The 19,197-nt window shown below is 71.1% G+C and carries 19 protein-coding genes; 10 read left to right on the forward strand and 9 right to left on the reverse strand.

All coding sequences use genetic code 11. The features are described 5' to 3' along the window. Nucleotides 1–133: 133 nt before the first annotated feature. The 5 genes from acs to OG534_RS16665 all read left to right on the forward strand — a co-directional run bounded on the left by acs (nucleotide 134) and on the right by OG534_RS16665 (nucleotide 5,603). Entirely contained in the window at nucleotides 134–2,134 is a 2,001-nt protein-coding gene (gene acs, locus OG534_RS16645) for an acetate--CoA ligase (protein ID WP_326588839.1), read from the forward strand. A gap of 180 nt (nucleotides 2,135–2,314) precedes the next feature. Next, complete coding sequence (gene nhaA, locus OG534_RS16650; protein WP_442807095.1) at nucleotides 2,315–3,781, forward strand: Na+/H+ antiporter NhaA; 1,467 nt, start codon at nucleotides 2,315–2,317, stop codon at nucleotides 3,779–3,781. Between the two features lie 55 nt (nucleotides 3,782–3,836). Next, a complete protein-coding gene (locus OG534_RS16655) occupies nucleotides 3,837–4,295 on the forward strand; it encodes a phage holin family protein (RefSeq protein ID WP_326588840.1) in 459 nt (152 codons plus the stop codon). Further along, the gene (locus tag OG534_RS16660; RefSeq protein WP_326588841.1) at nucleotides 4,292–5,254 is read left to right on the forward strand and encodes an alpha/beta fold hydrolase; all 963 of its coding nucleotides are present in this window, start codon (nucleotides 4,292–4,294) and stop codon (nucleotides 5,252–5,254) included. Before OG534_RS16655 ends, OG534_RS16660 begins: the two co-directional genes overlap by 4 nt. Nucleotides 5,255–5,429: 175 nt before the next feature. After that, the gene (locus tag OG534_RS16665; RefSeq protein ID WP_326588842.1) at nucleotides 5,430–5,603 is read left to right on the forward strand and encodes a hypothetical protein; all 174 of its coding nucleotides are present in this window, start codon (nucleotides 5,430–5,432) and stop codon (nucleotides 5,601–5,603) included. A gap of 89 nt (nucleotides 5,604–5,692) precedes the next feature. On the opposite strand, the gene OG534_RS16670 is transcribed toward OG534_RS16665, so the two are convergent. The 3 genes from OG534_RS16670 to nth form a co-directional block, all read right to left on the reverse strand. Then, on the reverse strand, nucleotides 5,693–6,895 hold the full coding sequence (locus OG534_RS16670) for a MarP family serine protease (protein WP_326588843.1): 1,203 nt from the start codon (nucleotides 6,893–6,895) through the stop codon (nucleotides 5,693–5,695). Between the two features lie 13 nt (nucleotides 6,896–6,908). Then, entirely contained in the window at nucleotides 6,909–7,637 is a 729-nt protein-coding gene (locus tag OG534_RS16675; RefSeq protein WP_326588844.1) for an NUDIX hydrolase, read from the reverse strand. A 187-nt stretch (nucleotides 7,638–7,824) separates the two neighbouring features. After that, nucleotides 7,825–8,673: an endonuclease III gene (gene nth / locus OG534_RS16680; protein ID WP_326593670.1), complete on the reverse strand. Its 849-nt coding sequence runs from the start codon at nucleotides 8,671–8,673 to the stop codon at nucleotides 7,825–7,827. Nucleotides 8,674–8,942: 269 nt separating this feature from the next. On the opposite strand from nth, the gene OG534_RS16685 reads away from it, so the two are divergent. Continuing rightward, nucleotides 8,943–9,617 (forward strand): Crp/Fnr family transcriptional regulator, encoded by a 675-nt coding sequence (locus OG534_RS16685; RefSeq protein WP_003981529.1) that lies wholly within the window; start codon nucleotides 8,943–8,945, stop codon nucleotides 9,615–9,617. Nucleotides 9,618–9,749: 132 nt separating this feature from the next. Beyond that, nucleotides 9,750–10,550: a nucleotidyltransferase domain-containing protein gene (locus OG534_RS16690; protein WP_326588845.1), complete on the forward strand. Its 801-nt coding sequence runs from the start codon at nucleotides 9,750–9,752 to the stop codon at nucleotides 10,548–10,550. Nucleotides 10,551–10,670: 120 nt separating this feature from the next. On the opposite strand, the gene OG534_RS16695 is transcribed toward OG534_RS16690, so the two are convergent. The 5 genes from OG534_RS16695 to OG534_RS16715 all read right to left on the reverse strand — a co-directional run bounded on the left by OG534_RS16695 (nucleotide 10,671) and on the right by OG534_RS16715 (nucleotide 13,540). Next, nucleotides 10,671–10,973, reverse strand: a complete 303-nt coding sequence (locus OG534_RS16695) for a ribosomal protein L7/L12 (RefSeq protein WP_326588846.1) — start codon at nucleotides 10,971–10,973, stop codon at nucleotides 10,671–10,673. Then, entirely contained in the window at nucleotides 10,970–11,815 is an 846-nt protein-coding gene (locus tag OG534_RS16700; protein WP_326588847.1) for an MBL fold metallo-hydrolase, read from the reverse strand. Before OG534_RS16700 ends, OG534_RS16695 begins: the two co-directional genes overlap by 4 nt. Then, nucleotides 11,812–12,720: an NUDIX hydrolase gene (locus OG534_RS16705; RefSeq protein WP_326588848.1), complete on the reverse strand. Its 909-nt coding sequence runs from the start codon at nucleotides 12,718–12,720 to the stop codon at nucleotides 11,812–11,814. The genes OG534_RS16700 and OG534_RS16705 overlap by 4 nt, the downstream gene beginning before the upstream one ends. A 188-nt stretch (nucleotides 12,721–12,908) precedes the next feature. Next, the gene (locus OG534_RS16710) at nucleotides 12,909–13,382 is read right to left on the reverse strand and encodes a RidA family protein (RefSeq protein WP_326588849.1); all 474 of its coding nucleotides are present in this window, start codon (nucleotides 13,380–13,382) and stop codon (nucleotides 12,909–12,911) included. Then, entirely contained in the window at nucleotides 13,379–13,540 is a 162-nt protein-coding gene (locus OG534_RS16715) for a DUF4177 domain-containing protein (protein WP_007264966.1), read from the reverse strand. The genes OG534_RS16710 and OG534_RS16715 overlap by 4 nt, the downstream gene beginning before the upstream one ends. A gap of 198 nt (nucleotides 13,541–13,738) precedes the next feature. Here OG534_RS16715 and OG534_RS16720 point away from each other — a divergent pair, with 198 nt between their 5' ends. Next, complete coding sequence (locus OG534_RS16720; protein ID WP_326588850.1) at nucleotides 13,739–14,719, forward strand: ArsA family ATPase; 981 nt, start codon at nucleotides 13,739–13,741, stop codon at nucleotides 14,717–14,719. Beyond that, nucleotides 14,716–16,080, forward strand: a complete 1,365-nt coding sequence (locus OG534_RS16725) for an ArsA family ATPase (RefSeq protein ID WP_326588851.1) — start codon at nucleotides 14,716–14,718, stop codon at nucleotides 16,078–16,080. Before OG534_RS16720 ends, OG534_RS16725 begins: the two co-directional genes overlap by 4 nt. A 29-nt stretch (nucleotides 16,081–16,109) precedes the next feature. Here OG534_RS16725 and OG534_RS16730 read toward each other — a convergent pair whose 3' ends face one another. Next, the gene (locus tag OG534_RS16730) at nucleotides 16,110–16,460 is read right to left on the reverse strand and encodes a WhiB family transcriptional regulator (RefSeq protein WP_326588852.1); all 351 of its coding nucleotides are present in this window, start codon (nucleotides 16,458–16,460) and stop codon (nucleotides 16,110–16,112) included. 385 nt (nucleotides 16,461–16,845) lie between these two features. Between OG534_RS16730 and OG534_RS16735 the strand changes: the two genes are divergently transcribed. Then, complete coding sequence (locus OG534_RS16735; RefSeq protein ID WP_326588853.1) at nucleotides 16,846–19,140, forward strand: transglycosylase domain-containing protein; 2,295 nt, start codon at nucleotides 16,846–16,848, stop codon at nucleotides 19,138–19,140. The last annotated feature ends 57 nt before the right edge of the window (nucleotides 19,141–19,197 follow it).

Consider the following 19,197-nt stretch of genomic DNA (forward strand, 5'->3'; position numbering starts at 1 on the left):
CGTGTGGCCTCTTCTCGCACCCTGCGGCGGGAAGGGGCCATTCGCACGCCGTTCTCGTGCGGGCCGACTCGTGATATAGGTCTAAACCAATTCTCGGCTACCCCTTGTCACCTGGGCCGCTGACTGATGAGCTATGCCCGGGGACACAACGGACACCCTGGGAAAGGGAGATGTCGTGAGCAATGAGAGCCTGGCCAATCTGCTCAAGGAGGAGCGGCGGTTCGCACCGCCCGCCGATCTGGCCGCCGCCGCCAATGTGAAAGAGGCTGCGTACGCACAGGCCGATGCGGACCGGCTGGGCTTCTGGGCCGAGCAGGCCCGGCGGCTGACCTGGGCCACCGAGCCGACCGAGACGCTCGACTGGACGAACCCGCCCTTCGCGAAGTGGTTCGCGGACGGCAAGCTGAACGTCGCGTATAACTGCGTGGACCGCCACGTCGAGGCCGGCAACGGCGACCGCGTCGCCATCCACTTCGAGGGCGAGCCCGGCGACAGCCGCGCGATCACCTACGCCGAGCTCAAGGACGAGGTCTCCAGAGCCGCCAACGCCCTGACCGAGCTGGGTGTCGAGGCCGGCGACCGGGTCGCCGTCTACCTGCCGATGATCCCCGAGGCGGTCGTCGCGATGCTCGCGTGCGCCCGCGTCGGCGCCGCGCACTCCGTGGTCTTCGGCGGCTTCTCCGCCGACGCCGTCGCCTCCCGCATCCAGGACGCCGACGCCAAGCTGGTCATCACCGCCGACGGCGGCTACCGCCGCGGCAAGCCCACCGCCCTGAAGCCCGCCATCGACGAGGCCGTCGCCAAGTGCCCGCAGGTCGAGCACGTGCTCGTCGTGCGCCGCACCGGCCAGGACACCGCCTTCACCGAGGGCCGCGACGTGTGGTGGCACGAGGCGGTCGGCCGCCAGTCCGCCGAGCACACCCCGCAGGCCTTCGACGCCGAGCACCCGCTCTTCATCCTCTACACCTCGGGGACCACGGGGAAGCCGAAGGGCATCCTGCACACCTCGGGCGGCTACCTCACGCAGGCCGCGTACACCCACCACGCGGTCTTCGACCTGAAGCCGGAGACCGACGTCTACTGGTGCACCGCCGACATCGGCTGGGTGACCGGGCACTCCTACATCGTCTACGGGCCGCTCGCGAACGGCGCCACCCAGGTGATGTACGAGGGCACCCCGGACACCCCGCACCAGGGCCGCTTCTGGGAGGTCGTGCAGAAGTACGGCGTCACCATCCTCTACACGGCGCCCACGGCCATCCGTACGTTCATGAAGTGGGGCGACGACATCCCCGCGAAGTTCGACCTGTCGAGCCTGCGGGTACTGGGCTCGGTCGGCGAGCCGATCAACCCCGAGGCCTGGATCTGGTACCGCAAGCACATCGGCGGCGACCGCTGCCCGATCGTGGACACCTGGTGGCAGACCGAGACCGGCGCGATGATGATCTCCCCGCTGCCGGGCGTCACGCACACCAAGCCGGGCTCCGCCCAGCGCGCCCTGCCCGGAATCTCCGCCACCGTCGTGGACGACGAGGCGCGCGAGGTCCCGAACGGCGGGGGCGGCTACCTGGTCCTCACCGAGCCGTGGCCGTCGATGCTGCGCACCATCTGGGGCGACGACCAGCGCTTCATCGACACCTACTGGTCGCGCTTCGAGGGCAAGTACTTCGCGGGCGACGGCGCCAAGAAGGACGACGACGGCGACATCTGGCTGCTCGGCCGGGTGGACGACGTCATGCTCGTCTCCGGCCACAACATCTCGACCACCGAGGTCGAGTCGGCGCTCGTCTCGCACCCCTCGGTCGCCGAGGCGGCCGTGGTCGGCGCCAACGACGAGACCACCGGCCAGGCCATCGTGGCCTTCGTCATCCTGCGCGGCAGCGCCTCCGAGACCGAGACCCTGGTCGCGGAACTGCGCAACCACGTGGGCACCACGCTCGGCCCGATCGCCAAGCCGAAGCGGATCCTGCCGGTCCAGGAGCTGCCGAAGACCCGCTCCGGCAAGATCATGCGCCGTCTCCTGCGCGACGTCGCGGAGAACCGCGCGGTCGGCGACGTCACCACGCTCGCCGACTCCTCGGTCATGGACCTGATCCAGAGCAAGCTTCCGGCCGCCGCCGGCAGCGAGGACTGAGACACACCCAGCGGACTGAGACACACCGAAAGGGGCACCCGGCGCACCGCGCCCGGTGCCCCTTTCGCGCATAAAGTGATGATCACCGGATACGCCCTCGCGTGCGCCCTGTAAAATCATGAAAGCGTAAAGAAAGACCACAGGGTGCGCCGGGAAGTCTGGTCGGCAATGAGCTTCGCCATGCCGTCCAACCGACCCCCGGAGGTGTCCCTCGTGGCAGCGCCCAGCCCCACCGACCACAAGAGCCGGACGTTGCTCGGCCGGCTCTCGCTGCCCGAGCGCCGCTTCGTCGGCGACGCCCTGCGCGCAGAGACGGTCGGCGGGGTCCTGCTGCTCGTGGCCGCGATTGCCGCTCTGCTCTGGGCCAACATCCCCTCCATCTCGGACAGCTACTACAACGTCCTGTCCGTCCACATCGGCCCCGCCTCCCTCGGCCTGGACCTCTCGCTCCAGCACTGGGCGGCCGACGGGCTCCTCGCCATCTTCTTCTTCGTCGCCGGCGTCGAGCTCAAGCGCGAACTCGTCGCGGGCGATCTGCGCGACGCCAAGGCGGCCGCGCTCCCGGTGATCGCCGCCCTGTGCGGCATGGCCGTCCCCGCGCTGGTCTACGTGGTGGTCAACACCGCCGGCAGCGGCTCGATGGCCGGCTGGGCGGTCCCGACCGCCACCGACATCGCCTTCGCGCTCGCCGTCCTCGCCGTCATCGGCACCTCGCTGCCCTCGGCCCTGCGCGCCTTCCTGCTGACCCTCGCGGTCGTCGACGACCTCTTCGCCATCCTGATCATCGCGGTGTTCTTCACCCAGGAGATCGACTTCCTGGCGCTCGGCGGCGCGGTCGTGGGCCTGGCCCTCTTCTGGTTCCTGCTCCACCGGGGCGTCCGCGGCTGGTACGTCTACCTCCCGCTCGCCCTGGTCATCTGGGGCCTGATGTACAACAGCGGCGTCCACGCCACCATCGCCGGCGTGGCCATGGGCCTGATGCTCCGCTGCACCCGCAGGGACGGCGAGCAGCAGTCCCCCGGCGAGCACATCGAGCACCTGGTCCGGCCCGTCTCGGCCGGTCTCGCCGTGCCCCTGTTCGCCCTGTTCTCCGCCGGGGTCTCGCTCTCCGACGAGGCCATCGCCCAGGTCTTCACCCGGCCCGAGACCCTCGGCGTGGTCCTCGGCCTGGTCGTCGGCAAGACGGTGGGCATCTTCGGCGGCACCTGGCTGGCCGCCCGCTTCACCAGGGCCGAGCTGAACAAGGACCTCGCCTGGCCCGACGTGCTCGCCGTGGCCTCGCTCGCCGGCATCGGCTTCACCGTCTCCCTCCTGATCGGCGAACTCGCCTTCACCGGCGACCCGGTCCTCACCGACGAGGTCAAGGCAGCCGTCCTGATCGGGTCCCTGATCGCCGCCGTGATCGCGTGCGTCATGCTCAAGCTCCGCAACCGCAAGTACAAGGCGCTGACCGACGCCGAGGAGCGCGACGAGGACCTCGACGGCATCCCGGACATCTACGAACAGGACAATCCCGACTACCACCTGCGGATGGCCAAGATCTACGAGGACCGGGCCGCGGAACACCGCCGCAAGGCCGAGGAGGCGGGCGCCGCCGCGCTCCAAACCGCGGCCGGGTCCACCACCGAGGGCGACCGTCCGGCATGATCTGACTGACGACGCAGGACAGCCGCCCGGCAGCAGACGACAGAGGGAGAGAGCGATGAGCGCAGTGGACCAAGGGGCACAGGGAGCCGAGCGCACACTCGGCCAGCTGGTCGCCTCGGCCACCGCCGAGATGTCCGCGCTGGTGCACGACGAGATCGCCCTCGCCAAGGCGGAGATCCGCGAGGACGTCAAGCGCGTGGGCAGCGGTTCCGCCTCCCTCGTCGTCGCAGGAGTGTTCGCGGTCTTCTCCCTGCCGGTGCTGACGTTCGCCGCGGCGTACGGGATCCACAACCTGGGGCTCGGGCTCGCCTGGTCCTTCCTCATCGTCGGCGCCGCGTTCCTGCTCATCGCGGGTGTGCTCGCGCTGATCGCCGTACGGAAGTTCAAGAAGATCAAGCCGCCGGAGAAGTCCATCGCCTCCGTCAAGCAGACCGCCGCGCTCGTCGGGACCGTCAAGCCGCACCCGCGGCCGGTGAGTGACAAGGCTGTGGGTGTGGCACGCTCGTCCTCATGACAGCAGCGCCCACTCCGGACTCCAGCGTTCCCCCCACGGCCGCCACGGCCGTACGGCTCGACCTGCCCGGCGGGCGAGCGGTGACGCACCGGGACGTGGCCGCCAACGGCGCCCGCTTCCACGTCGCCGAGGTCGGTGACGGGCCGTTGGTGCTGCTGCTGCACGGCTTCCCGCAGTTCTGGTGGACCTGGCGGCACCAGCTGACCGCGCTCGCCGACGCCGGATACCGGGCGGTCGCGATGGACCTGCGCGGCGTGGGCGGCAGCGACCGCACGCCGCGCGGCTACGACCCCGCCAACCTGGCGCTCGACATCACCGGGGTCGTACGGTCCCTCGGCGAGCCGGACGCCGCGCTCGTCGGGCACGACCTGGGCGGGTACCTGGCCTGGACGGCGGCCGTGATGCGGCCCAAGCTGGTGCGCCGGCTCGTCGTCTCCTCCATGCCGCATCCGCGCCGCTGGCGCTCCGCGATGCTGTCGGACTTCGGGCAGACGCGGGCGAGTTCACACATCTGGGGCTTCCAGCGTCCGTTCGTCCCCGAGCGGCAGCTCGTCGCCGACGGCGGGGCCCTCGTGGGGGACCTGATCCGGGAGTGGTCGGGTCCGCGGCCGCCCGAGGAAGAGGACCTCGCCGTGTACCGGCGGGCCATGTGCATCCCGTCCACCGCACACTGCTCCGTCGAGCCGTACCGCTGGATGATGCGGTCGATGGCGCGGCCGGACGGACTCCAGTTCAACCGGCGGATGAAGCGGCCGGTGCGGGTGCCGACGCTGCACCTGCACGGTTCGCTCGACCCGGTGATGCGCACGCGCAGTGCGGCCGGTTCCGGCGAGTACGTCGAAGCCCCGTACCGGTGGCGGCTGTTCGACGGCCTCGGGCACTTCCCGCACGAGGAGGACCCGCTGGCCTTCTCTACCGAGCTGGTGAACTGGCTCAAGGACCCCGAGCCGGACCGCTGACCGCCGGACGGCCGCAGCGCCGTCCGTACGGCCCGGCCGGAGCACCGTCCACCCGGCGAACGAGCGGCAGTTGACTCATACGCTCGTCTTACGAACATTCAATTGCCCGGCGCATAGGCCAATTGGCCGCGCCTGACGGGATTACCGACCTTGGGGCACGGGCACAGCTCGGAGTATGAGCTGGACGCACGACTACGGTGACACCGCGCACGAACGACGCTCGGCAGCTACGCCGGGCACCCACGAGAGGGCCGGCCGGCACGGCCACGACCTCCGCCTCGGGATCCCCCGCATCCTGCGCCGCCGGGCCCGCTGGGTCTCCGCGCGCCTGCGCCATCCACGGACGTAGGGACCCGGCGGGAGCGGCGTCTCAGGGGGTGCCGGACCCGGCGGGAGCGGCGCGCCTCACAGGGCACCGGACCCGGCGGGAGCCGTGCCTCAGAGGGCGCAGCCCTGGCTCTCGACCCGACGGTCGGCGGTCTTGCCGATGCGGATGTCGTCCTGGATCTCGTCCACCGTCAGCGCGTAACCGGTGTTCGGGTCGTCGAGGGACTTCGCGAAGACGACCCCGTAGACCCTCCCGTCGGGCGTCAGCAGCGGGCCGCCGGAGTTGCCCTGACGGACCGTCGCGAACAGCGAGTAGACGTCCCGTCGGACCGTACCGCGGTGGTAGATGTCCGGGCCGTTCGCGTTGATCCGCCCGCGGACACGGGCCGCGCGGACGTCGTACGCGCCGTTCTCCGGGAAGCCGGCGACGATCGCGTCGCTGCCGCTCGCCGCGTCCTTGTCGGCGAACTCCAGCGGCGGGGCCTTCAGCTTGGGCACGTCCAGGACGGCGATGTCGCGCTCCCAGTCGTAGAGCACGACCTTGCCGTCGTACAGCTTGCCCTCGCCGCCGATCTGCACGGTCGGCTCGCCGACCCCGCCGACGACGTGCGCGTTGGTCATCACCTTGCCGGGCGCGAAGACGAAGCCCGTGCCCTCCAGCACCTTGCTGCAGCTGGGCGCGGTGCCGACGACCTTCACGATCGAGCCCTTGGCGACCTGGGCGACGGGGCTGCGCGCGAGCAGCGGGTCGGGCGCCTGCACCTCGGTGATCGGCTCGTTGGAGAACGGGCTGAACACCTGCGGGAAGCCGCTCCGCGCGAGGGTGGAACTGAACTCGGAGAACCAGGTGTTCGCCTGCTCGGGCAGGACCCGCGACACGCCCAGGAGCACCTTGGAGTTGCGGACCTCCTTGCCCAGGGTGGGAAGCGAGGTACCGGCGAGCGCCGACCCGATCAGCCAGGCCACCAGCAGCATCGCGACCACGTTGACCAGGGCGCCGCCGGTCGCGTCGAGCGCGCGCGCCGGCGACCACGTGATCTGGCGGCGGAGCTTGCTGCCGAGATGGGTGGTCAGGGCCTGGCCGATGGAGGCGCAGATGATGATCACAACGACGGCGATCACCACCACCGTGGTGGACACCTGGGTGCCGTTGTCCGTCACCCGGTCCCAGATCAGCGGCAGCAGGGCCACGGCGACGAGGCCACCGCCGAGGAAGCCGATCACCGACAGGATGCCGACGACGAACCCCTGGCGGTAGCCGACGATCGCGAACCACACGGCCGCGAGCAACAACAGGATGTCCAGCACGTTCACGTGGGCCACCGTCTCATGCGCGCCAGTCGAGCGGGACGTGCCGCGAGCGGTCCCATGGGCGCTCCCAGCCCGCGAAGTGCAGGATCCGGTCGATCACCCCGGCCGTGAAACCCCAGACCAGAGCCGATTCGACGGTGAATCCCGGCCCAAGGTGGCCGCTCGGGTGGACGGTCGTGACGCGGTGCTCGGGATCCGTGAGATCGGCCACGGGAACCGTGAAGACCCGGGCCGTCTCGCCCGGGTCCACGGCGCCGACGGGGCTGGGCTCGCGCCACCAGCCGAGGACCGGGGTCACGACGAACTCGCTGACCGGGATGTAGAGCCGGGGCAGCACCCCGAAGAGCTGGACACCGGAAGGATCGAGTCCGGTCTCCTCCTCGGCCTCGCGCAGCGCGGCGCGCAGCGGGCCGGTGGTGTGCGGGTCGCCGTCCTGCGGGTCCAGCGCTCCGCCCGGGAAGGACGGCTGGCCCGCGTGCGAGCGCAGGGTGCCGGCGCGCTCCATCAGGAGCAGCTCGGGGCCGCGGAGGCCCTCGCCGAACAGGACGAGCACGGCGGACTGCCGCCCGCGGCCGTCCTCGGGCGGCAGGAACCGGCTCAGCTGCCCCGGCTGGACCGTCTGCGCGGCCGCGACGACGGGGTCGAGCCAAGCGGGCAGGCCGTCCGCGCTGAGGGCGATGGCGCCGTCCTCGCGGACTCCCGCTGCCGTCTCGTCCCGTGTATCGCTCCCGCTACCGCGCGTCATAGGCATCCCTGTCCGTGAGCTCCCACACCGCCAAACGCGGTGCGGGTACCGAATCGTTCCTCAGGTGCGGCGCCATTGCGGGGCTCCGCCCCGAACCACGCGCCCCAAACGCCCGGCGAGGCCGGATTTGCGCCCCGCGCCGCAGAGGCCGCCCCGGCCCCGGCAGCCGAGGCGGCCCGGGCCGCGCTCAGGACGGCGCCGGGGCGCCCCCGAGCGGCGGGGCCGGCAGGCCCGGGTAGCCCGGGGGCGGGGACAGCCGCTGGCCCGGCTGGCCGCCCTTCTCGTACTTGAGCAGCTTCTTCGCCTTCTCGGGGTCGATCTCGCCCTCCCCGTACGCCGGGCAGAGCGGGGCGATCGGGCAGGCCCCGCAGGCTGGCTTGCGGGCATGGCAGATGCGGCGGCCGTGGAAGACGACCCGGTGCGAGAGCATCGTCCACTCGCTCTTCGGGAAGATCGCGCAGATTTCCGCCTCGACCTTCTCCGGATCCTCCTGCTCGGTCCACTTCCAGCGGCGCACCAGCCGGCCGAAATGGGTGTCCACGGTGATCCCCGGGACCCCGAACGCATTGCCGAGGACCACGTTCGCGGTCTTGCGGCCCACTCCCGGCAGCGTCACCAGGTCCTCGATCCGGCCCGGCACCTCCCCGCCGAAGTTGTCCCGCAGGGCCTGCGAGAGGCCGAGCAGGGACCTGGACTTGGCCCGGAAGAACCCGGTCGGCCGGATGAGCTCCTCCAGATCCTCGGGATTGGCCGCGGCCATGTCCTCGGGGGTCGGGTAGGCGGCGAAGAGGGCCGGGGTCGTCTGGTTCACCCTCAGGTCGGTGGTCTGTGCGGACAGCACCGTCGCGACGAGCAGCTCGAAGGGATTGCGGAAGTCGAGTTCCGGATGGGCGTACGGATAGATCTCGGCCAGCTCGCGGTTGATCCGCCGAGCCCTGCGCACCATGGCCAGGCGCGATTCCGGCGTGGCGGCCTTCGGTTTCTTGGCCGAAACTTTGCCCTGAGGGGTCGCGGCACTCTTCGCGGACGCCTTCACGAGGGCATGTTCGCCCACGGCTGAATTTTGGGTCTCCGTCACTCCTGCGGACCCCTTGGCCTGTGCTCTCACCGGCTTATTGGACACCCGGCCAGCCTAAGGCCGGGCGCTGACACCCGCCCGGACCTCAGGTAACACCACCCCGATTGGCCTCTCGCCGCACAGCACGGCCGTCCGTCCGGCATCCTTGTGATTGATCGCACTGTTTGAGCCGTCCGGCAAAATGGGGAGCACGGTCCCCTGAGCTGGTCGACATAGGAGAGAGACTCGTGGACGACGTTCTGCGGCGCGCCCCGCTCTTCGCGGCGCTCGATGACGAGCAGGCCGCGGAGCTCCGCGCCTCCATGGGCGAGGTGACCCTCGCACGCGGTGACGCCCTGTTCCACGAGGGCGACCCCGGCGACCGGCTGTATGTCGTGACCGAGGGCAAGGTGAAGCTGCACCGCACCTCCCCCGACGGCCGCGAGAACATGCTGGCCGTCCTCGGCCCCGGCGAGCTGATCGGCGAGCTGTCGCTCTTCGACCCGGGCCCGCGCACCGCCACCGCCACCGCGCTGACCGAGGTCAAGCTGCTCGGCCTCGGCCACGGCGACCTGCAGCCCTGGCTCAACGCCCGGCCCGAGGTCGCGACCGCGCTGCTGCGCGCCGTCGCCCGGCGCCTGCGCAAGACCAACGACCAGATGTCCGACCTGGTCTTCTCCGACGTTCCCGGCCGCGTGGCGCGGGCGCTCCTCGACCTGTCGCGCCGGTTCGGCGTGCAGTCGGAGGAGGGCATCCACGTGGTGCACGACCTCACGCAGGAGGAGCTCGCACAGCTCGTCGGCGCCTCGCGCGAGACCGTGAACAAGGCCCTGGCCGACTTCGCGGGCCGCGGCTGGCTGCGCCTGGAGGCGCGTGCCGTGATCCTGCTGGACGTGGAGCGCCTCGCGAAGCGCTCCCGCTGACGCTGGTCCTGGCGGTTCGAGGGGTCCTGCCCGATGGGCGGGGCCCCTTTCGCGTGCCCGGGTGCGGCGCCGTTGCCGCGCTCTGCCCCCGAGCCCCGGCGCCGGCACGGCCGACCCGTGCACAGTGGATGCATGGAGCGCAGGGGGCTGGACGCGTGCGGGTACTTCGAACGGGAGGGATCCCTCGGGCTCGTGCAGGACGAGTTCAGGAGCGTCGTGGCGGCCGCGCGGGAGCAGATCGGCGAGGCATACGGGAGTCGGCTGCACAGCGCGTACCTCTACGGGTCCGTGCCGCGGGGGACGGCCCGGCCCGGGCGGTCCGACCTCGACCTGCTGCTCGTCCTGCACCACGCGCCCTCCGATGACGACCGGGACACTGCCGAGGTGCTCGCGCGCGGCCTCGACGAAGACTTCCCGGAGGTCGACGGGGTCGGCATCCTGCTCCAGGGCAAGGCCGCCGTACTGAGCGAGGCGGAACGATTCGACCTGGGGTGGTTCCTCGCCTGCCTGTGCACCCCGCTGCTCGGCGCGGACCTGGCCGAGCACCTGCCGCGCTACCGCCCGGACGGCCTGCTCGCCCGCGAGACCAACGGCGACCTGGCCGACGTACTGCCCCGGTGGCGCCGGCAGGTGCAGGAGGCGTCGGGCCCCGGGCAGTACCGGAAGCTGAGCCGGCTCTTCGCCCGGCACCTGGTGCGCACCGGCTTCACGCTCGTCATGCCCCGGTGGGGCGGCTGGACCAGCGACCTGGCCGAGTCCGCGGAGGTCTTCGGCACGTACTACCCCGAGCGCGCGGCCCAGATGCGGGCCGCGGCCGCGGTGGCGCTGGATCCGGTCGAGGACCCGGCCGTGCTGCGCACGTACGTCGAGGACCTCGGTCCGTGGCTCGCGGACGAGTACACGGCCCGCCACGGCACGAAGACGCCGCGCTAGGGACCGCACGGGTCCGCACGGTCACTCGGGGCGTCCCGGGCCGCCTCAGGGGCCCTCAGCCGCCCCAGGAGCGCTCCGCAGGCCCAGGGATGCTCCACGGCCCCAGGGGCCTCAGGAACCTCAGGGCTTCTTGACGGTGACCGCGAGGGCGTCGACGGCCAGCTTGGCCTCCGCCAGGCCCGCGCCCGTGATCCGGCGGTAGGCCTTGATCGCCGAGATCTCCCGGTCGGCCATGAGCAGGGCGCGTACCTCGTCCATCCCGGCCGGCTCCGGCTCCTCGATGCCGAAGTGGTCCAGCACCAGCGCCAGGCGACGCTCCGTCCGGTCCGCCTTGAGCTGCAGGCTCTGCACCCGGAGGGTCACGGTCGAGGTGATCCACCCGGCGGTGGCGACCAACGCGACCAGCAGGAACACGGTGTTCATTCGGGCCCTCCAGGGATCAGTCCGTGATCTTGAAGGTACTCGAGCTGCGCCCGAACGGACCATTCGGCGGCCGGCCACAGGGAACGGTCCACGTCCGCGTAGACCTGGGCGACGACCGCCCCGGGGGTCACGAAGCCGTTCTCGACGGCGGTCTCGACCTGGGCGAGCCGGTGCGCCCGGTGGGCCAGGTAGTACTCGACGGCGCCCTGGGCGTCCTCCAGGACCGGCCCGTGGCCCGGCAGGACGGTGTGCACCCCGTCGTCCACGGTGAGCGAGCGCAGGCGGCGCAGGGAGTCCAGGTAGTCGCCGAGGCGGCCGTCGGGATGGGCGACGACGGTGGTGCCGCGGCCCAGGATGGTGTCTCCGGTCAGGACGGCACGGTCGGCGGGCAGGTGGAAGCAGAGCGAGTCGCTGGTGTGGCCGGGGGTCGGGACCACGCGCAGCTCCAGCCCGCCCGTGCGGATCACGTCCCCGGCGGCCAGGCCCTCGTCGCCGAGGCGCAGCGCCGCGTCCAGGGCGCGGACCTTGGTGCCGGTGAGCTCGGCGAAGCGGCCCGCGCCCTCGGCGTGGTCGGGGTGGCCATGGGTCAGCAGGGTCAGGGCGATCCGCTTGCCGGCCTGCTCCGCGGTGGCGATGACCGCCCTCAGGTGTCCGTCGTCCAGCGGGCCGGGGTCGATCACGACGGCGAGGTCGGAGCCGGGCTCGGAGAGGAGCCAGGTGTTGGTGCCGTCCAGGGTCATCGCGGAGGCGTTGGGGGCCAGGATGTTCACCGCGCGGGCGGTCGCCGGCCCGGAGGTGACGAATCCGCGGGGCTGTCCGGGCAGTGCGACGGCGTCGCTCATGCGGTGCCTCCCGGACGGCCGGGGCGGACCCGCTTGGTGAACTCGTCGTGGCCCGGCCAGCTGAGCACCAGCTCGCCATCCTCCAGCGAGGCCTCGGCCAGGACCGGGGTGAGGTCCTGGGCCGCGGCCGCGGTGAGCGCGTCGAGGGCGCTCCCGTACGGCTCCAGGGAACGCAGGGTGGAGATGGTGGGCGGCATCATCAGCAGCTCGCCCTTGTCGTAGCCGGCGGCCGCGTCGGCCGGGCGGATCCACACCGTCCGGTCGGCCTCGGTGGAGGCGTTGCGGGTGCGCTGGCCCTCGGGGAGGGCTGCGACGAAGAACCACGTGTCGTAGCGGCGCGGCTCGAACTCGGGCGTGATCCAGCGCGCCCACGCCCCGAGCAGGTCGGAGCGCAGTCGCAGGCCCCGGCGGTCGAGGAACTCCGCGAAGGACAGCTCCCGCGCCACGAGGGCCTGCCGGTCGGCCTCCCAGTCGTCACCGGTGGTGTCGCCGACGACGGTGTCCGGGGTCTGCCCGGCGAGCAGGACGCCCGCCTCCTCGAAGGTCTCCCGCACGGCGCCGCAGACGATGGCCTGCGCGGTACGGGCATCGGTCCCGAGCCGGGCCGCCCAGTCCTCCTGCGAGGGCCCCGCCCAGCCGACCTGGTGCTCCTCGTCGCGGGGGTCGACCCCGCCGCCCGGATAGGCGTACGCGCCCCCGGCGAAGGCCATGGAGGCCCGTCTGCGCAGCATGTGCACGGTGGGCCCGGCAGGCGTGTCGCGCAGGAGCATCACGGTGGCGGCGCGCCGCGGCTGCACCGGGGTGAGCGATCCGTCCGCGAGCGCGCGGATGCGGTCGGGCCACTCCGGGGGGTACCACTGGCCTCCGGCGGGGGGCTGCTGCTGACCATGCTGACCATTCGGCATGGCCGGATGCTACGGCCATCCGGCCCGATGTTCGAGGGTCCCCTGCCCTGACCTGCCGCTCGGCAGGGCTGCGCCGGGCCTCGCAGACCGGGCCTCGGCCTGCGGGAGGGGCTGGATCCGGCAGAGCCCGGCCGCGCCGCCGCTCGGGGCGGCCGGGGGCCGGGCTCGCGGATCCCTCCCCGGAGGGGTCAGGCTCCGGCCACCAGCTCGACCTGGATCTCGATCTCGACCGGCGCGTCCAGCGGCAGGACCGCCACGCCGACCGCGCTGCGGGCGTGGACGCCCTTGTCGCCGAGGACGGCGCCGAGCAGCTCGCTCGCGCCGTTCAGCACGCCCGGCTGACCCGTGAAGTCGGGGGACGAGGCGATGAAGCCGACGACCTTCACGACACGCGCGATCTTGTCGAGGTCACCGATCACGGACTTGACGGCGGCCAGGGCGTTCAGCGCGCACGTGGCGGCCAGCTCCTTGGCCTGCTCCGGCGAGACCTCGGCGCCGACCTTGCCGGTGACCGGCATGCTGCCCTTGACCATCGGGAGCTGGCCCGCGGTGTAGACGTACGCGCCCGACCGCACGGCCGGCTGGTAGGTGGCCAGCGGCGGGACGACCTCGGGCAGGGTCAGGCCGAGCTCGGCCAGCTTCGCGTCGACGACTCCGCTCATGCCTTCTCCCGCTTGAGGTAGGCCACGAGCTGCTCGGGGTTGTTCGGGCCGGGCACGACCTGGACGAGCTCCCAGCCGTCCTCGCCCCAGGTGTCCAGGATCTGCTTGGTGGCGTGAACCAGCAGCGGGACCGTCGCATATTCGAACTTCTTGGTCATGGGAGCGAGGGTAGTGCCTGTGATGCGGAGCTCATGCGCGTCCCGGCGGCCGTGTGGTGCGGGAGCCCGCCCGAGTGGTCTGACCAGAGGGTTCGCGCGTCCGGCGCGGATCCGGCGTAACGCACCTCACCCTCGAACACTCCGGCAGAACCACCCGGCTCCCTCGGAGTCGACACGAAGGAATTAGGCTCGGACGCTGTGAGCAGGCTCCAGGTGGTCAGCGGCAAGGGCGGCACCGGCAAGACCACGGTCGCCGCGGCACTCGCGCTTGCCCTCGCACGCGAGGGCAAGCGGACTCTTCTGGTGGAGGTCGAGGGCAGGCAGGGGCTCGCGCAGCTCTTCGGTGCCGAGGCGCTCCCGTACGAGGAGCGGAAGATCGCCGTGGCGCCGGGCGGGGGTGAGGTGTTCGCGCTCGCCATCGACGCCGAACGGGCGCTGCTGGACTACCTCCAGATGTTCTACAAGCTCGGCTCGGCCGGCCGCGCGCTCAAGAAGCTCGGCGCCATCGACTTCGCGACGACTATCGCCCCCGGGCTGCGCGACGTGCTGCTGACCGGCAAGGCGTGCGAGGCGGTACGGCGCAAGAACAAGGCCGGCGCGTACGTCTACGACCACGTGATCATGGACGCGCCGCCGACCGGGCGGATCACCCGGTTCCTGAACGTCAACGACGAGGTGGCGGGCCTGGCCCGGTTCGGTCCGATCCACAACCAGGCGCAGGCCGTCATGAAGGTGCTCAAGTCCCCCGAGACGGCCGTGCACCTGGTCACCCTCCTGGAGGAGATGCCCGTCCAGGAGACCGCGGACGGCATCGAGGAACTGCGCGCGGCCGGGCTGCCGGTCGGCCGCGTCGTCGTCAACATGGTCCGGCCGCACCACCTGGACGAGGACACCCTGCGCACCGCGGCCGGCGACCACCGCGCCGAGGTGGCGAAGGCGCTGTCCCGGGCGGGCCTCGGCGGCGCGCGCCGCGGCGGGCTGGCCGAGCGGCTGGTGGACCCGCTGCTCGCGCAGGCCGCCGAGCACGCGAGCCGGGTGGAGCTGGAGCGCGCGCAGCGGGCCGTACTGACGGGGCTGGACCTGCCCACGTACGAACTCCCCCTGCTCGGCGCGGGGATGGATCTGGCCGGGCTGTACGGGCTGGCCAAGGAACTGCGGAAGCAGTCGGTGGCCGAATGAGCGAGGGGGTGGACACCGTGGGCCTGGACACTCCGCCGCGGCTGGCGGTCGACCGGCTGCTGGACGACCGGGAGACCCGGATCATCGTGTGCTGCGGGGCGGGCGGGGTCGGCAAGACCACCACGGCCGCGGCACTGGGCGTACGGGCGGCCGGGCGCGGGCGGAAGGCGGTCGTGCTCACCATCGACCCGGCCCGGCGGCTCGCGCAGTCGATGGGGATCGACTCGCTGGACAACACCCCGCGCAAGGTCGAGACCGTGGGGGCGGGCGACGGCGAACTGCACGCCATGATGCTGGACATGAAGCGGACCTTCGACGAGATCGTCGAGGCGCACGCGGACGGCGAGCGGGCCCGGGCCATCCTCGCCAATCCCTTCTACCAGTCGCTGTCGGCCGGCTTCGCGGGCACGCAGGAGTACATGGCGATGGAGAAGCTGGGGCAGCTGCGGGCCCGGGACGACTGGGACCTGATCATCGTGGACACGCCGCCGAGCCGGTCCGCGCTGGACTTCCTGGACGCGCCGAAGCGCCTCGGGTCCTTCCTGGACGGGAAGTTCATCCGGGTGCTGATGGCTCCGGCGAAGGTGGGCGGCCGGGCCGGGATGAAGTTCCTGAATGTCGGCATGTCGATGATGACCGGCACCCTCAGCAAGCTGATGGGGGCCTCGCTGCTGAAGGACGTCCAGACCTTCGTGGCCGCGATGGACACGATGTTCGGCGGTTTCCGGACGCGCGCGGACGCGACCTTCCGGCTGCTCCAGGCGCCCGGTACGGCCTTCCTGGTGGTCGCGGCGCCCGAACCGGACGCCCTGCGCGAGGCGGCGTACTTCGTGGAGCGGCTGGCCGCGGAGAACATGCCGCTCGCCGGTCTGGTACTGAACCGGGTGCACGGCAGCGGCGCCGACCAGCTGTCCGCCGAACGGGCGTTGGCCGCCGCAGAGAATCTTGAAGAAGGCGGCATTGTCGATCAGGAGTCCGGGAAAGCTGGACTTCGTGACTCGGCCGCGGGACCCACCGAAACCGCGGAGACCGCGACCCCTGAGGCGGCGGACCCTCCGGGGACGGCTGACACGCCGAAGACCGCCGAGTCCGCACGGACCGCGAACCCTCCCGAGACAGGCTCCCCCGGCACCGAAGGCGACACCGCGGTCGTCGACCAGATCACGGCAGGACTGCTGCGCCTGCACGCCGAACGGATGCAGGTGATCGCGCGTGAGCAGCGCACACGCGATCGATTCACCTCACTGCACCCCGAAGTGGCGGTGGCCGAAGTGGCCGCCCTGCCCGGCGATGTGCACGACCTCGCCGGGCTGCTGGCCATCGGAGAACGACTCGCGGCCGGGGTTCCGGCCGGAGCGTAGGCGTTCGTACGTCGTGGCGGCCGCGTGATCTACCCGGCTGCCGCGTACGCCTCGTACGGAACGTCGATCTCCGCGTCTGCATCCATGGTGAGGATGCCCGTGCTGCGCTCGTACTCCGTACGTGCGGTTTCGAGCAGCCGTCGCCACGAGGTGACGGTGGGACGCCGGCGCAGCAGTGCGCGTCGTTCCCGCTCGGTCATTCCGCCCCACACGCCGAACTCGACACGGTTGTCGAGCGCGTCGGCCAGGCATTCGGTCCGCACCGGACATCCGGTGCACACCGCCTTGGCCCTGTTCTGTGCCGCTCCTTGAACGAACAGTTCATCCGGATCGGTAGTGCGGCAGGCTGCCTGCGCACTCCAGTCGGTAACCCAGCCCATCCCGGCGCCGTCCTCTCCCGAATCGAGGCTCCCCCACGGCGGTAGCGGCATATTCACCGCTGCCAGTTGAGGACGTTACGGAAGGCGGGCACAGTGCAACACCCCCGACGGGCCCAATCTTGAATGGTCCGAACGGACTATGGGTAAGCGGCAGATCACCCGACGGAGTGATCCGACGACATGCCCGACCATTCCGGCGATTCGGGTGTAATCGGCGGGGCGGCTTCAGCAGAGGGGCGAGATTCGGACATCAGTCCACCCCATTCGGGAAGGGTGAAAATCAAGCCGAGGGGTTGATGTCGCACCGCACTGCTGTGACAGTTGAGGACAGCTTAGGCCAAGGCATTCGCGTGTGTCCGGCGAATCAGAACGTAGGCTGCCCTCCATGGGAAAGAAGCGCTCGGGCGGCGGGCTCACGGGGAGCCAGCAGGCCGCCAAGTTCCTCGGGGTGTCCGTTCTCTCCGGAGTTGTGCTGGCCGGCATGGCGATTCCGGCCGCAGGCGCCCTGGGGCTCGCCGCCAAGGGCACGGTCGAGGGATTCGATGAGATCCCGGCCAATCTCAAGACTCCGCCACTGAGTCAGCGGACCACGATTCTGGACGCCGAGGGTGGCGTGATCGCCACCGTCTATTCACGCGACCGGCAGGTGGTCCCGCTCACGGCGATCTCCCCGTACATGCAGAAGGCGATCGTCGCCATCGAGGACTCGCGTTTCTACGAGCACGGTGCGGTCGACCTCAAGGGCATCCTGCGCGCGGTCAACCGCAACGCACAGGAAGGCGGCGCCGCACAGGGCGCCTCCACGCTCACCCAGCAGTACGTGAAGAACGTGTTCGTCGAAGAGGCCGGCGACGACGAGACCAAGGTCCGAGAGGCCCAGGAGAAGAGCCTCGGCCGCAAGATCCGCGAACTGAAGTACGCGATCCAGGTCGAGGAAGAGCTCGGGAAGAAGAAGATCCTCGAGAACTACCTCAACATCACCTTCTTCGGTCAGCAGGCCTACGGGATCGAATCCGCGGCCCAGCGCTACTTCAGCAAGGCCTCCAAGGACCTGACCCTGGAGGAGTCCGCGCTGCTGGCGGGCCTCGTGCAGTCGCCGAGCCGCTACGACCCCGTGAACGACACGCAGGAGGCGATGAAGCGCCGCAACCTCGTCCTCCAGCGGATGGCCGACATCAAGGACATCTCGCAGGCGGAGGCGGACGCGGCGAAGGCGAAGCCGGTCGTACTGAAGGTGACCAAGCCGAAGAACGGCTGCATCACCGCGGTCAAGGGCGCCGGCTTCTTCTGCGACTACGTGCGCAACTCCTTCCTGACCGACACGGCCTTCGGCAAGACCCGCGAGGAGCGGGCGAAGGTCTGGAACCAGGGCGGCCTGACGGTGCGCACGACCCTGGACCCGCAGTCGCAGGACGCGGCCAACGAGTCGATCAAGGACCACGTCGACCAGGAGGACTCGATCGCGACGGCCGTGACCATGGTCCAGCCGGGCACCGGCCGGGTGCTGGCGATGGGCCAGTCCAAGCCGTACGGCTTCGGGAAGAACGAGACGCAGATCAACTACTCCGTGGACAAGCGGATGGGCGGCTCGAACTTCGGCTTCCAGGTGGGTTCGACCTTCAAGCCGTTCATCGCGGCCGCCGCCCTGGAGGGCGGCATGCCGCCGACGAAGGTGTACCAGGCGCCGAACAAGATGGACTACCCGAGCCCGATCTCCCGCTGTGACGGCTCGCAGTACGTCAACCCCTCCTACAAGAAGGAGACGGCGAAGAACGAGACCGAGGACGAGATCGGCCCGTACGCGCTGCGGACGGCGATGGAGAAGTCGATCAACACGTACTTCGTCGAGATGATCGGCGAGATCGGCCTCTGCCCGGTGACGGAGATGACGCAGAAGCTCGGCGTGACCCCGGCCGACGGCTCGAAGCTGCCCGAGTCCCCGTCGATCGCGCTCGGCTCCGCCGAACTCTCCCCGCTGACGATGGCCAACGCCTACGCGACCTTCGCCAACCGCGGCGTCTACTGCACGCCGGTCGCCATCGAGTCGATCACCGACGCGCACGGCAAGGCGCTCGCGGTGCCCAAGACCAAGTGCGACCGGGCCATGTCGACGGAGACCGCCGACACCATCAACACCCTGCTGGGTGGAGTGGTCGACTCCGGCACCGGTGAGCGCGCCGGCCTGACCGACCGCGACAGCGCCGGCAAGACCGGTACGACGGACTCCCGCTACAACGCCTGGTTCGTGGGCTACACCCCGAACCTCTCCGGCGCGGTGTGGGTCGGCTCGGGCGGCACGAGGAAGATCACGATGGAGAACATCGTGATCGGCGGCAAGCCGTACGAGAAGGTCTTCGGCGGCGGTCTGCCGGGCCCGATCTGGAAGGACGCGGTCACGGGCGCGCTGGCCGGGCGTGAGCGCCTGTACTTCAGCACGGTCAGCATCCCGGAACCGAACGTTCCGGCCGGCGGCCCGCGCGGCAACAAGCCGTCCACCAACCCGAGCAGGCCCGGCAGGCCCGGAGGCGACGGCAAGCCCGGTGGGCGGCCGGGCGGTCAGACGGCCGGAGCCACCGAGGGTGCCACGGGCGGCGGCGGTACCGATCCGCAGCCCCCGTTCCCCGGGATCACGATCGACCCGCGGGGCGGCGGCCTGATCGGCGGCCGCGACGACCAGTAGCGCCGCGGTCGGCGCACAGCAGTGAAGGGGGAGGGCCCCAGCCGGAACCGGCTGGGG

The sequence above is a fragment of the Streptomyces sp. NBC_01294 genome, assembly GCF_035917235.1.
Lineage (GTDB): Bacteria > Actinomycetota > Actinomycetes > Streptomycetales > Streptomycetaceae > Streptomyces > Streptomyces caledonius.